This is a genomic window from Rhodococcus sp. MT28 (genome assembly GCF_058792695.1).
Map to the genome: position 1 here is coordinate 742,807 of NZ_JBXAFD010000001.1, position 13,970 is coordinate 756,776.

Annotated in this window: 12 protein-coding genes; 4 read left to right on the top strand and 8 right to left on the bottom strand. The window is 62.7% G+C overall.

The genetic code is table 11. The features are described from left to right. The 5 genes from AC1Q6C_RS03515 to AC1Q6C_RS03535 all read right to left on the bottom strand — a co-directional run bounded on the left by AC1Q6C_RS03515 (position 1) and on the right by AC1Q6C_RS03535 (position 6,353). Positions 1-912, bottom strand: coding sequence for an SDR family NAD(P)-dependent oxidoreductase (locus AC1Q6C_RS03515; RefSeq protein WP_051649587.1), 912 nt, complete (start codon positions 910-912; stop codon positions 1-3). Between the two features lie 170 nt (positions 913-1,082). Next, the gene (puuE, locus tag AC1Q6C_RS03520) at positions 1,083-2,012 is read right to left on the bottom strand and encodes an allantoinase PuuE (RefSeq protein WP_003940421.1); all 930 of its coding nucleotides are present in this window, start codon (positions 2,010-2,012) and stop codon (positions 1,083-1,085) included. Positions 2,013-2,028: 16 nt separating this feature from the next. Continuing rightward, positions 2,029-3,015, bottom strand: a complete 987-nt coding sequence (alc, locus tag AC1Q6C_RS03525; protein ID WP_081558344.1) for an allantoicase — start codon at positions 3,013-3,015, stop codon at positions 2,029-2,031. A gap of 3 nt (positions 3,016-3,018) precedes the next feature. After that, positions 3,019-4,263, bottom strand: a complete 1,245-nt coding sequence (locus tag AC1Q6C_RS03530) for a DUF6986 family protein (protein WP_007733914.1) — start codon at positions 4,261-4,263, stop codon at positions 3,019-3,021. Between the two features lie 62 nt (positions 4,264-4,325). Continuing rightward, positions 4,326-6,353, bottom strand: a complete 2,028-nt coding sequence (locus AC1Q6C_RS03535; RefSeq protein ID WP_042922239.1) for a CocE/NonD family hydrolase — start codon at positions 6,351-6,353, stop codon at positions 4,326-4,328. 92 nt (positions 6,354-6,445) lie between these two features. Between AC1Q6C_RS03535 and AC1Q6C_RS03540 the strand changes: the two genes are divergently transcribed. From AC1Q6C_RS03540 to AC1Q6C_RS03550, 3 genes are all read left to right on the top strand, one after another. Then, complete coding sequence (locus AC1Q6C_RS03540; RefSeq protein ID WP_492666376.1) at positions 6,446-7,417, top strand: pseudouridine synthase; 972 nt, start codon at positions 6,446-6,448, stop codon at positions 7,415-7,417. 75 nt (positions 7,418-7,492) lie between these two features. Further along, positions 7,493-9,028, top strand: a complete 1,536-nt coding sequence (locus tag AC1Q6C_RS03545) for a CYTH and CHAD domain-containing protein (protein ID WP_042922247.1) — start codon at positions 7,493-7,495, stop codon at positions 9,026-9,028. 49 nt (positions 9,029-9,077) lie between these two features. Beyond that, a complete protein-coding gene (locus tag AC1Q6C_RS03550; RefSeq protein WP_492666377.1) occupies positions 9,078-9,968 on the top strand; it encodes a universal stress protein in 891 nt (296 codons plus the stop codon). Positions 9,969-10,022: 54 nt separating this feature from the next. Here the strand turns inward: AC1Q6C_RS03550 and AC1Q6C_RS03555 are convergent, their stop codons facing one another. Continuing rightward, the gene (locus tag AC1Q6C_RS03555; RefSeq protein ID WP_007733901.1) at positions 10,023-10,763 is read right to left on the bottom strand and encodes a VIT1/CCC1 transporter family protein; all 741 of its coding nucleotides are present in this window, start codon (positions 10,761-10,763) and stop codon (positions 10,023-10,025) included. A gap of 131 nt (positions 10,764-10,894) precedes the next feature. Here AC1Q6C_RS03555 and AC1Q6C_RS03560 point away from each other — a divergent pair, with 131 nt between their 5' ends. Continuing rightward, positions 10,895-11,653, top strand: a complete 759-nt coding sequence (locus AC1Q6C_RS03560) for an SDR family NAD(P)-dependent oxidoreductase (RefSeq protein WP_007733899.1) — start codon at positions 10,895-10,897, stop codon at positions 11,651-11,653. A 3-nt stretch (positions 11,654-11,656) separates the two neighbouring features. Here the strand turns inward: AC1Q6C_RS03560 and AC1Q6C_RS03565 are convergent, their stop codons facing one another. Continuing rightward, positions 11,657-12,289, bottom strand: a complete 633-nt coding sequence (locus AC1Q6C_RS03565) for a TetR family transcriptional regulator (RefSeq protein WP_007733896.1) — start codon at positions 12,287-12,289, stop codon at positions 11,657-11,659. A gap of 114 nt (positions 12,290-12,403) precedes the next feature. Continuing rightward, positions 12,404-13,747, bottom strand: a complete 1,344-nt coding sequence (gene ftsW, locus AC1Q6C_RS03570; RefSeq protein ID WP_492666378.1) for a putative lipid II flippase FtsW — start codon at positions 13,745-13,747, stop codon at positions 12,404-12,406. Positions 13,748-13,970 lie beyond the last annotated feature (223 nt).

Below are 13,970 nucleotides of genomic sequence, written 5' to 3' on the forward strand. Positions count from 1 at the left end.
TCACGCTCCTTTCGTGCTCGGCGAGTTCGTCTCCGGCGCCGCCGAAGTTCCAGATGATCCCGACTTCTGTTTCGGTGCAAAGCGATTGAGAACTCCACAGCCCCACGTGTATGCAACGGGTAGATACCGTTTGAGTCGCCAGATCACCTTCGCATCGAACTGCGGCACCACGTAGAGTCGACCCTTGTCGTAGGCGTCGAGAGTGATGACGGCGATGCGCTCCGGCGAAAAGCCGGTTCGCCGCATCAACGCTTGCGCCAATTGTGTTGCTTCCGCGGTGATTCGGCCGTCGAGAGCAACATTTGTCTTGACGAAGGTCGGACACAGCACCGTCACCCGCACTCCCGTACCGGCAAGTTCAGCGGACAAGGTCTCCGAGAGCGACATCACGGCGGCTTTACCGACGTTGTAGGGCGCCATCAGCGGCGCAGCCGCAAACCCAGCAGCCGAGGCCACGTTGATGAATCCCCCGGCGCCGCTCGCACGCAGTTGTGGAGCAAACATCTCACAGCCGTGCACGACACCCCACAGATTGATCCCGAGTGCCCACTCCCAATCGTCGAAACCGATCTCGCCCACCGGTTTTCCACCGATACCCACCCCGGCATTGTTGATCACCAACGAAAGCGGACCCGCAAGTTCGAGTTCCGCGAACAACGCCAGGTCCTGAACCTGCTCACGAATTGACACATCGCATTTGACGGCGTGCGCGGTACCACCGATCTCATCGATGAGTGCCACTGTTTCCTTGGCCCGTTCCAGCGAGATATCCGCGCAGATCACCTCACCGCCTCTGCGCGCCAACTCCAACGAAAAGGCACGGCCGATTCCGCTGCCGGCGCCGGTCACCACTGCGCGGGCATTGTGGGACACCTTCGATCCGCGGTTCTTGGTCGGTTTCTTGGTCGGCACCGGTCGGCTCACCTTGAAGACGCTTCGACTGCTGTGTGTTTCTCCATCTCCAAAGAGTCATCCACAACCGTGCCAGTTGTCAATGGCCTAGAATTCGATGGCGGAATACGCGGCAGTCGAACCAGTACCCGGACTGCTCGGAATGAAGTCTTTTGTCGACCGACCGTGATCTAAACGGGGTGCGCGGTCTTCCAGTGCTCGGCGATGTCGATGCGCCGCGCGATCCAGACCTTCTCGTGTGACTGCACGTGGTCCAGAAATCGCTCGAGAGCGGCCGCACGGGCAGGGCGGCCGACTATGCGGCAGTGCAACCCGATCGAGAGCATCTTGGGCGATCCGGCCGTCCCCTCCGCATACAGCACGTCGAAGGCGTCGCGTAGGTGCGCAAAGAACTGATCACCGCTGGGAAATCCTGCGGGAGAGGCGAAACGCATGTCGTTGGTGTCTAGGGTGTACGGGACGACCAGGTGCTTCACCGATTCTGCGCCACGCGGAACGTCGACCCAGTACGGCAGATCGTCGGCGTACGAATCGGAGTCGTAGACGAAGCCGCCGTGCTCGACGACCAATTCGCGGGTGTTCGGTGAATCGCGTCCGGTGTACCAACCGAGAGGCGCCGAACCCGTCAGATCTCGCAGAATCTGCACTGCCTCGGCCATGTCTGCGCGTTCGCGCTCGATATCCACGGATTGGTAAGACTTCCAACGTAATCCGTGGCACGCGATCTCGTGGCCCAACTCCTGAAAAGCACTGACTGCTTCGGGGTTACGCTGCATCGCCCGCGCCACCGCAAAGACCGTGAGAGGCAGGTTTCGCCGCTCGAAGGTTCGCAGTACACGCCACAACCCGGCCCGTGAGCCGTACTCGTACAGCGATTCCATGCTCATGTGTCGATTCGGAAATGCCTCTGCCGGAGTCATTTCCGACAGAAATGTTTCCGAAGCCGCGTCCCCGTCCAGGACGTTGTTCTCGGCTCCCTCTTCGTAGTTGAGCACGAACTGAACCGCTATCCGCGCGTCGCCGGGCCAGTGCGGATGCGGCGGATGAGGGCCGTACCCCACCATGTCCCGGGGATAGTCGTCACGTGGATAGTCGCTCATGCCAACAACTTTACCGTCAGCGCCCGGAGATCACAGCGCGAGCAGCGTCGGTGAGTACGCCGAAGACTCTCAGCCGCGCCAGGCCACCGTCCGGGAAGATGTCCAGACGAACATCGGTGACCTGGACTTCGGAATCGATCGGAAAGCGATGGCGCGTATCCGGACGCAGCGTCGTGCGCGGCAACAGTTCGATCCACTCCCCCTCCGACGTCCGCCCGGTCAGAGCACCCTCACCTGGACTGTTTCCGAGGAAGTACGAGGTGTCGATCTCGACGAAACTCAGTACGCCTTCACCCGCGAGTTGTACTTGCACCCAGTCGTTTCCGTTGTCGCGGCGCCTGGCGGTCTCCCACCCGTCACCCATCGAAGCAGCGCGTCCGGGAAACAGGATGTTCTGCGGTGAGCTGTAGAACATGTTGGAGCAATCGGTCACGCGGCCACCGTTTTCGAGTGCTGCGAGGTCCAACGGCCCGGCATCGAGGAAACGCGGGTCCGGCCGCGCTTCGCCGTGAACACGGAATCTTGCCACGCCGCCGTCCGGGTAAATGGTCAGCTTGACGTGCGTCCACCGCTGCTCCGACGCCACCGCGAACGGATTCTCCGAGTCACCATGCACGATCGAGCGCTCGACGATGGTTGTCCACTCACCGGATCCGGCCAGGTCGGCGGGATCCGGATACCCGTCGACCGAGATTGCTTCCACCGAGATCTCGGGCGGGTAATTGCCCTTGAACCACGCGGTGTCGACCACGACGCCTCGCACCACTCCGGGAACACCGAGTCGGACGATCGCCTCGTCATGGCCTGCCACCCGGCGGCGACGCGTCTCCCAACCGTCGTACACCTGCCCCTTGTGACCGAACGTCGCCGGCTGGTACCCGGCCTTGCCTGGGCGGATCAGGGCCTCACGCTCGGCAAACGCCTCGTCGTTCGCCCAGATGACGGCTCCGCCGAGGGTGCGCAGTGCGAGATCGGGCAGCAAGGTGAATTCGGTGGTGCTCATCGGTCAGTGTTCTCCTGTGATCGGTGTGGTGCGTCCTACGAGGTGACGGAGTGCGTTGGTGTCGGCGCTCGGGGCGAGCCGGAGAACTTCGGATTCCGGATAAGCCCCCGCGTCGAGCCCGCGCAGTACCACCGCTGCGAGCGCCTGGGCGGTTGCAGGTTCGTCCATCACGTCGCCACCTTGGCGCCCCAGGTACGACTGGATGCGCGGGGCAGCGGCGCCGAGCGCATTGCGATAGAAGCCGAACGTGGCGAGCCAGCGGGTGACCAGATGCCCGGGGTGCATGTCCCACCCCTGGTAGTAACCGCGTTCCAGGGACCGCGTGACGAGGCGATGGTGCCGAGTGATCGCGTCGCGGATCGCCGTGGCGCTCCCGACAGGCGCGACCTGAGTCGACCCGTCGCACACCCAGACGCCGGTCTGCGCGGCAGCAGCCAACATGACAGCCTTTGCGTGGTCTGCCACCGGATGTTCGAGCGACTGATGACGCGATGCAATTCCGCAAGCTGCACTGTAATCGTAAGTGCCGTAATGCAAACCGGTCAGACGACCGGCACCGCGATGGATGGCCTGAGCAACTGCCACCGTTCCGTCGGCCGCGATGACCGCCTGCGGGCTCTCGATCTGCAACTCGAACCGAAGCGAACCGAGCTCGAGTCCGTGCGCCTTCTCCAGCTCTTCGCAGAGCAACACCGTCGCCGTGACCTGCTCCACCGCGCGCAGTTTGGGAACGGTGAAGACAAATCCGTCCGGCACTCCGCCGGCCGCGTCGAGCACAAGCTCGAGCGTCCTGATCGAGCGCCGACGCTCACCGGCCGGCAACCCCTTGAACCTGATGCCACTCCAGTTCGGCCCGGCAGGATCAGCGCTGAGCGCGGCAAGCGTCTGTCCGGCCGACGTCGCTGCATCGTCTTCTTCTTCGTCGCTGCGGCGTCCGTACCCGTCCTCGAAATCGATCCGAAAGTCTTGGACCGGCTTGCGGCCGAGTTGAACTCGCACATCAGCGAGCGCATTCTCCGTGTCGAGATCGGCGAACACATGAGCATGGGAATCGAGAAGCGCGATCGCCTGCTCACCCCAGAGTCGAGGGGTGTCGACGGTTGCATCCGCGGCACTGACGTAAATCGTGTGCACGGGTTGGATCTCGTCACGGTTTCCCGGGTACTGCGCCGCGAGCCGCTCGTCCACCGGATCCAGAAGTCCGTCCAGACGATCGTGGACGGCGGCGGAGAGTCGGGATTCTGTCATCGGACGATCTTCTCAGAACGTCCGCGAGCCCGCAGGTTCTCACGCCGCCGATCCAATCCGAGTCAGCGGCCCCCGACGAACGGAACGTTGACGAAGCTCGGCCGGTCTGCAGCCAACTCGATGTGCTGCGGTTTGAGTTGGCTGTCGGCGAGCATCGGGCCGAGCGCCAGGTATCGCGGCACGCTGGCAGCGTAGACGTCGACGCGGAGCCGGTGCCCCGGTTGCAGCACTGCGTCCGTCGGGAGCATGTTGATGTCGACGGTGGTGACCTCACCGGGAACCACCGGCTGACGCGTGTCGATCGTCAGATAGTGGTGCGGTTCACTGTAGTCACCGTTGGCCGAGCGAGTGCTCTTCGAATCGTCGACTGCCCGCAGCGACGCAGTCAGAGCGCCGTTCGTGATCGGTGTCGATGTTCCGTCCGGTGCTACGTCGTTGACCGTCGCTGCCCAGAATCCGTCCGTCGCGTCCAGGACGGTCTCGAGGTGGACGTTGATCGGGCCCGAGAGTGAGGTCGGCTCCGTCACTGCCTCACCGGTGAACGTCAGGCCCTCCGCTTCCTGGAATCGGGAATCCTTGGAACACGTCGCACCGAGCACCACGGAGATCCCGGCAGTTCCCTGAGTTCCGTCACCGGAGCAGAAGCCTCGCAGTCCTGGTGCGACTGTCAATCGCGCTGCGGCACTGGGCGGGTCATTCGTCAGCGAACCGTCATACGATGCGTGGGCGGCAGTACCGCTGGGCGCAGAGTTCAGATACATACGTTCGTAGCTCGCACCGGCTCGCGGGAACTGATCGTCCGTGATCCATCCGCCGCCTTGCTGGAACATCGTCACCGGACCGTAACGATCGATTCCGTTGTCGATGCCCTTGAGCCACTTGTCGAACCACGCACGTTCGAGTACGTCGAGGCGCGGCGGCGCACCGTCCTTGCCGAATCCTCCACCGGGAGTGACGTGATAGCCGTTCCCCATGATCAACTGCTTCTGCCCGGGCGGCAGATCGATTCCGTTGTAGATCCGCGGCTCACTGTTGGCGAAGATGTCGTGCCAACCGCCGTAGACCATCGTCGGAACGGCGATGTTGCCGACGTCAGCGGCTCGGTCCTGATAGAACTGCCCGTCTTGCGCGACTTGCAGAGTCGACGGCGACACGTCCTCGATTCTCTGAGCCGTCATCGCTTGCACCAGTTCAGGAATCAGCGTTCCCGGATCCTCGAGGCGGCTCGCCAACCACAGGGGATCGAAGTTTCCTTGCAGGATGTCCTGAACGTTCGGGATGAGTTTGAGCCCGTTGACCGCGGTCAACCACAACGGCATGAACCCGACTCCGAGGCCGCCACCGGTTCCGACGATGTCGCGCAGCAGATCGTTGCCAGGTTCGACCGGGAAGATCGCCTTCAGTGCAGGTGGATTGTTGCTCGCCGCCTGCACCGAGTTGATCGCGGAGTACGAGATGCCCGCCATCCCTACTTTCCCGTCGGACCATCCTTGCTTGCTCATCCAGTCGATGACCTCGACCGAATCCTGTTGCTCGCGCTTACCGAGCACGTCCCAATTACCTTGGGAGAAGCCGGTTCCACGTGCATCGACCACTACCTGCGTGTATCCGTTCTGGACCAGATCACGGTTGACGCCGAGAACCCTGGCGCCTCCGCCGGCGATGACGCCCGTCAACTCCGACACGCCGTCGAACGGCGCCGCGAGGTCGAGCGAGTTCGCAACGTCCATCAGCGTCTCACCGACCTGCGGGATCGACAGAGCTGAATCCACCAGTGTGTCCAGCAGTTTCGTGTACGGCGTGATGTTGAGGACCGAAGGCGTCTTCGATTCCACGGCCCGCCCGGATGCATCCGCCGGTCGGTACACATTCGCTTGCAGAACTGTGCCGTCACTCATCGTGATGGGCACGTCCCACTCGATGGAGACCCCCGGATACTGCGGCGTCGCCTCCGTTGCCGCGAGCCAGGCCTGCCCGTCCGACCCTCCCGTCGGATCCGCAGAAGCGACGGCGCTCGGCACCGTCAATCCCACGACGCACAGCCCCACCGCAATCGTTGTCGACCTTCGACGTAGAAGTCGTGTCCTCACGAAAACCCCAATTTTCTGTTGTGATGACCCAGCCCTGCCCCCACGACAGTGACCGGTGTCACGAACTTACCGGATAGTAACTTCCGTCCCATATGTCGTCAATAAGTCTGAATGCCGACCGGACGGCTAGCTTTGAAGATGTGTCACGATCACCGCTTCCCGTCCGCGACGGCCTGAACCCCAGTCGCATCCGTCAGCCCGACGACGGCATGTGGACGACGACGCTCGACTACCTGCTCGAACGGTTCCCCCAGGACGCCGTCCGATTGCGGGAGAAGGTCGCAGCCGGGGAGGTCGTCGACGAGAAGGGTGTCGGAATCACCGAGACGAGCGCTTTTGCTCCCCGGCGGTTCGTCTACCTGTACCGCGACCCTCCCGTCGAAACGCGGGTGCCGTTCGAGATCGACATCCTTTATCGGGACGAAAACATCCTGGTCGTGGACAAGCCGCACTTTCTCGCGAGCACGCCCCGCGGGCGATACATCGCCGAATCGGCCTTGGTGCGGTTGCGTCGAGATCTCGATTTGCCGGAGTTGAGTCCAGCGCATCGCCTCGACCGCGTCACGGCGGGACTGCTGCTGTTCACCGTGCATCAGTCGGCCCGGCGCGGCTATCAGACCATGTTCGCCGAGCGCCGCGTCGCCAAGGAGTACGAGGCCATCGCGCGTTACGACGCGCAGGTGAGCACTCCCGTGGTCGTGCGCAGTCGCATCGTGAAAGAACGCGGCGTGCTCAAGGCCGCGGAGATCGAGGGCGAACCCAACAGCGAGTCGCGGATCGAACTGATCGAAACGCGAGACGGCTTCGCGCGGTACCGGTTGATTCCCCATACCGGCAAGACCCATCAACTTCGCCTGCACATGACCTCGCTCGGGCTACCGATCCACGGCGACAACTTCTATCCCGACTTCTACGACGTTGCCGCAGAGGATTATTCGAACCCGCTGCGCCTGCTGTCGAAGGTTCTCGAGTTCGAGGATCCCACGACCGGCCGGCTGCAACGGTTCGAAAGTCGGCGGACCCTGTCCTGGCCGGACGAATCAGGCAGTGGCGACTCGCCGTAGGGACCCCGGACCCTTCCACTGCGCCTCCGATACCGGGAGGATGGAAGCGCAGACCGCACCGCAAGAGGAGACCAGATGAGCAAGACCGCCGTCGTACCCGAAGCCGTACGGGAGATCGAGCGCAAGTACGAGGCGCCGGCCGAGCAGGAAGTTCCCGCCTTGGGCGGACTTCCCGGTGTTGTCGGCGAACCGGTCCACGACTCGATACAGCTCTCTGCCACCTACTTCGACACCGCGGACTACCGGTTGCTGGCCGAGAAGATCACGCTGCGCAAGCGTGAGGGTGGCGACGACGCGGGGTGGCACATGAAACTTCCCGCAGGCCAGGACACTCGAACCGAAATCCAACTTCCCCCGGACGAGAGCACCGATGTGCCCTCGCCGCTGTCGAGTCTGATCCGGGCGATCATTCGCGGTCACGATCTGGTGCCGGTCGCCCTGATCATCACCGATCGGGAGCGCACCAGGCTCAACGGCGAAAACGGTGTGCTGCTTGCCGAAGTGGTCTCCGACACCGTCATCGCCTGCAAGGCAGACGGTTCCGGAGAGTCGACGTGGCAGGAAGTCGAGGTCGAACAAGGCGCAGGCGGGCAAGAGCTGGCCGATGCAATCGAGTCGGTTCTACTGGACGCCGGGCTGGAGCGCTCTGCGAGTCCGTCCAAACTCAAACGAGCACTGGGCACGTCGGTCACACCGTACGCCGGTCACGAGGTCACCTCGGGCAAGGCGTCGAATCCGCGGATCTTGTTGCGTAATTACCTCATCGAACAATTGCGCGCACTGGTCGCCGCGGATCTCGGCACGCGTCGGGCCGACGACGAAGCCGTTCACGACTTCCGGGTTGCGGCACGTCGCATCCGCAGCGCTCTGCAGTCGTACGCCGGCCACTCCCCCAAGACCGACGATCTCATCACGGATCTGCGGTGGATCGGTGGAAAGTTCGGTGACGCCCGCGACGTCGAGGTCCAGTGGCAGCGTCTTGTGGAACGCCTCGGCGAAATCGACGAGATGCCCGAGCGAGAAGCTGTGCGAGCTCGAATCGACGAGTTCTTCTCTGCACGTGGTGAAACCGCCCAGGAAACAGCCCTCGAGGCGCTCGATTCCGAGCGATACACCACGCTGCTCGATCGCCTCGACGAGTACGTCGGCGACCTCGAATTCGACACCGCCACCCACCGCGTCGGAAAGAAGGCATCGGCACGAGAGTTGGCCCATACCCTGCGGCACCTGGCACACAAGGTCGGTAAGCGGGTCGATCACGTCTTCGATGCCGATAGCCGCACCGAGCGTGACGAGCGAATGCACCGCGCCCGCAAGGGAGCCAAGCGGATGAAGTACGCGATCGAGGTCATGGAACCCGTGTCGAAGAGCCGAGCGAAGCGTGCACTGAAGCATTTCAGCCACTTCCAGGATGTTCTCGGCGAGCACCAGGATTCCGTTGTCGCCCAACATCATCTACTTGCAATGGCAGCCGAGCAGGAGCATACCTCGCTCACCAGTTTCGGATTGGGCATGGCCTACCGACGAGAACTGGAAATAGCCGACGGGCAATCGACCCTGCTACGCAAGACGTGGAAGGAAGCCGTGAAGTCAGCATCGTCACTCTGGTGACGTCGCTGTAACCAGTCGACCGATCTCGATCATTTCAGAGGGAGTAGACATGAACACACTTGCAGGACACCAGGATGTCGTCGCCGGTATCGACGGATCCGAGGCCTCGACGGCGGCGGCCCGGTGGGCGGCCTCCGTCGCGAACGCGGTGAACTCACGACTGATTCTGGCGCACGCCCTGCCGCAAGAGGGCCCGATCTACAGTCCCGCTGCAGTGATGTTGCAGTCACAGTTCCTCAGCCAGATCCGCGAAGACGGCGAGGCGATCGTCGATGCCGCCGCCACGGTGATTTCGGCCGAATTCCCCGAACTGACCATCGAATCCGAGATCGCGCCAGGGCCGGCGTCGACGCATATCCTCGAATCCTCGGGTACCGCACGCCTGATCGTGATGGGGTCGACCGGATCGGGCGCACTGCGCTCACGGCTGCTCGGATCGACCGCACTGAAGGTGGCCAATCATGCAACCTGTCCGGTCACCGTGTGGCGTGGTTCGGCGGAGAATCCCGGTCCGGATCAGCGTCCCGTCATCGTCGGAGTGGACGGAAGCGCGTTGAGCAAGAAGGCCGTCGATTACGCGTTTCGTTATGCCGATCAGTTCGACGCGCCGCTCATCGCGGTCCACACCTGGCAGGGCTCGTCCACCTTCCGCGAAGGCGGAGCGGGAATCCTGATCGACTGGGAGGCTGTCGAGCAGGAGGAATCGGCGCTACTGGCGGAAAATCTAGCCGGTATGGCCGACCAGTACCCGGACGTGCCGGTCACCCGCATCAGTGAACCCGGTGCCGCTGCTCCCGTCATGCTCAAATACGCCGACGACGCACAGTTGATAGTTGTCGGAAGTCACGGCCGCAGTGCGATGGCGGGCGCCGTGATGGGCTCCACCAGCCAGAATCTGCTGCACCATGCGCCAGGGCCGGTCATGATCTGTCGCGCCTGAATTGCTGTGCGCCTTTCTTCACCCCCCGCGGTTAATAAAGGCGCACAGCAGGGGTCAGGCGAGACCCGTGCCCACCAACTGACCTACTCCGTACGTCACGGCCATCGCCAGCGCGCCACCGATCACCACGCGTAGCACCGCTCTGGTCTTGCGAGCTCCGCCGAGCGTCGCGCTGATCGTCCCGGTCAGCGCAAGTGCGATCAGCACCGCGAAAAATGCGATGGGGACGCGGATGCCTGTCGGCGGCACCAGAATTGCGACCAACGGGATCGCCGCGCCGATCGTGAACGAGATTGCCGACGAAATCGCTGCATGCCACGGATTGGTGAGATCGTCTGGATCGATACCCAATTCGACTTCTACGTGCGCCGCGAAGGCGTCGTGCTCGGTTAATTCTTCGGCGACGCGGCGGGCCGTCTCCGGACTCAATCCCTTGTTCTCGTAGATCTCGGTCAGTTCCTGAAGTTCAGCCTCCGGGGTCTCGAGGAGTTCCTTCTTCTCCTTCTGCAGGAGTGCGCGTTCGGTATCCCGCTGAGCGCTGACCGAGACGTACTCGCCCAACGCCATGGACACAGCGCCGGCAACCAGTCCAGCAAAACCGGCTGTGAAGATTGCTGAGCGCTCGGTTGTGGCTGCCGCAACACCGACCACGAGGCCTGCGGTCGAGACGATTCCGTCGTTTGCACCCAGAACACCTGCACGCAGCCAGTTCAGGCGATTGTTCAAACTCGGTGCGTGAGGTTCCGATTCCCCACCGGGCGCCCCGTCGGTCAACTGCACACTGTCTCCGGACATGGCAACAGATTAGGACGATCAGTCCGGTTGCGATAGCAATCTGAGCCTGTCCTTCGCGGACTGATATATTCCGATTGGCACCCCAACCAAGCATTTGTTCGGTTTGGAATCGGCAGACATCTGGAGGCATTGTGAGCGCAGTACGCACCGCTTTTGTCAGCGGCGGAACCGGTGGAATCGGGTCGGCGATCGCCCTGACCCTTGCCGAACGCGGACACGACGTCGCCTTCACCTACCGAAACAACAAGGGCGCTGCCGAGCAACTGAGCGAGCAGATTCGAGCGCATGGCGTGCGCGCCCACTCGTACTCTCTCGACTTGACCGACGAGTTGTCGATCAGCGCCGCCGTCAACGATGCGGTCGATGATCTGGGCACATTGACGACGCTGGTCCACGCTGCGGGACCGCACGTCCCGATGACACACCTCTCACGTGTGACGCCGGCGTTCTTCACCGAACAACTCAACCAGGAGGCCGCGGCGTTCTTCACCCTCGTCCACACCGCCCTGCCTGCGCTGCGTGCATCCTCGGGTTCGGTGGTGGCGGTGACAACCGCGGCAACGGATCGCTTTCCCGTGCGCGACGGACTCTCCGCTGGCACCAAAGGGGCTGTCGAACAACTTGTTCGCGGATTCGCCGCAGAGGAAGGACGCTACGGCGTCCGGTTCAACGCTGTAGGACCAGGCATGTTGACGGACGGAATGGCGGAGCGCCTGATCAGCTCCGCCGAACTCGACCAAGGCGCGCTCGACGTGACGATGAGCCGAATCCCGTTGAAGCGCTTCGGATCAGCTGCCGACATCGCCGAAGCAGTATGTTTCCTCGCAAGCGACGCGGCCGGATTCATCAGCGGTCAGAAGCTCAACGTCGACGGTGGCTACACCGTCTGAGCGCTATCCGCCCAACTTGCGAAAGACCAGTCGCACGGCAAGTTCGAGGTGCGCCATCACCTCGTCCGTCGTCATCCGGCCCGCAACCCACGAGACGAGACTCGACATCCAGACGTCGTCGATCACCTTCACCGCGTCCAACTGCTGCTGCGAGACTTCCTCGACACCGATCGCCTTCGCGAACATCTCGGTCACGACCCCACCGAGCGCGTTGAGTTCCGGGGTCGCCGACGCGTCCGCGAACATGTACGCCCGAACCAACGCTTCGTAACGGAGGTGATCGGTCTCGAGGACCTCCGTATTCTTGCGCAGCACAAACAGAATCCGGTCCGACGGAGTCTCGCCCGGGATTACAAAGTCTTGGAATCTGTCACGCAAACCCTCGAACATCCACAACAATGCGACGACAAGCATGTGGTTCTTGGACGGGAAATACCGGTAAACAGTGCCGATCGCGACGCCGGCGCGATCGGCCACCGATCGCATCTGCACCGCGTCGTAGCCGCCTTCGGAGGCGGATTCCATTGCGGCGTCGACAATCCGGCGAAAACGCGCTCGCTGCGACGGCGTCGTACGACGTCCGGTCACCGAGCTACGTTCGACCACCGACTGGTCTGCCTTGTCGCCACCTGCCATGTCCACAACCCTTTTTAGACGTCGTTTTGCCGACTCCCAATGTAGCCGCCCAACGCAATTGTCGGGTGCATGACTGCCCGCTTCCGAACTGCCCGCCAGTGGAACTGGCCCAGATCAGGAAGCGCGCCGCGGCCGATCGGATCGGCCGCGTCTACGTGGATCTTCCGACCAGTCGCGAGAGGGTGCGCGTCGGCCCGGAGCTGGAGCCCGGCGTCTGTCGGGTTGTGGTGCCCGTCGTTCCGGTCGGCGTTGCCCAGTTGGAGCACGCTGGGCGCGGCGAGCTGGCGGCCTCCGTCGATCGGTCTGTGGCTTCTTGGCAATGCCGAACCGAGGCTTGCCGAAGACCAGAGGAATCCAGCCGCGACCGCTGCTCTCGGCCGAGGCGACAGCCTCGGGCTCACGGAAGGCTGCGTGCGCGATGAGCCCGAACATCAGCAGGGTGGTGATCATCGACGTTCCGCCCGCCGAGATGAGCGGTAGTTGCAGACCGGTCACCGGAATCAGGCCGACGACGTAGGCGATGTTGATGAACGCCTGCACGACGATCAACGTCGTTGCCGTCGCTGTCATGACTTTGAGGAACGGATCAGTGGACCGTTTCGCGATCCGCAGCCCGACGATCAGAACCGCGGCAAAGAGAGCGACGACGATCAGCGCGCCGACCAGACCCAACTCTTCACCGATCACGGCAAAAATGAAGTCGTTGTGCGCCTGCGGGAGATAGCTCCATTTGGCGTCGGACTGTCCTAGACCGCGCCCGAAGATGCCTCCGTTCGCCAGTGCGTACTTGGCCTGAGTGCTCTGGAAGTTCAAACCCTGCGGGTCGAGATCAGGATTGAGGAAAGCCTTGATGCGATCCGAGCGGTAACCAGCAGTAAGCCCGAGCACGAGAAATGCGACTGCGGAACCGAGTGTGAGGCTGATGAATGTCTTCATCCGGAACAGCCCGAACCACAGCACCGACATGAAGATGATGCCGATGGTGATGGTGGTTCCGAGGTCCTTCTCCAACACCACCAGAACCAGAACCAGCAACGTCGTACCGCCGATCACCGGCAGCGCGCGGTTGACGTCCATCCGCGCCTTCATGAACGACGCAACCGTCGCTGCGGACCAGATCGCCAGAGCAAGTTTGGCCAGCTCCGACGGCTGGAAGGAAATGCCCGCGATCACGAACCAGCTGCGAGCACCCATCTGTTCCGAGCCGATACCTGGAATCAGCACCAGGACAAGCAGAACAAGACACAGGATCAGCAGCCACGGGGACGCTCTACGCATCGTTTCGGTCGGCAACCGCACGACTGCCACGAACATCACCAAGCCGATCGCCGCGAACATGCACTGGGGCCAGAATCTGGCATAGGACGTCCCGGACAACACATAGGATTCGACGCCCGAAGACGACAGCACCATCAGCAGTCCGAACGCGACGATCAGCACGACCAGACCGACGATCATATGGAAATCGAACAGAGGCCGATTGGTCCACATCGCCGTTCGAGCGCGGAAGGGTGTCGATGCGCGGTCACGTTTGTCCGACGATCCACGGGGTGAGTTAACTGGCTCTCCACTCCCGCGACCGTTGGGCTTGTCTTCACTGCGACCGGTCACCACACAAGTATCGTCCCACGACTCCTAACCCATGGGTAACACAAGTCCCATGAGTCACACGGGCTCGGCC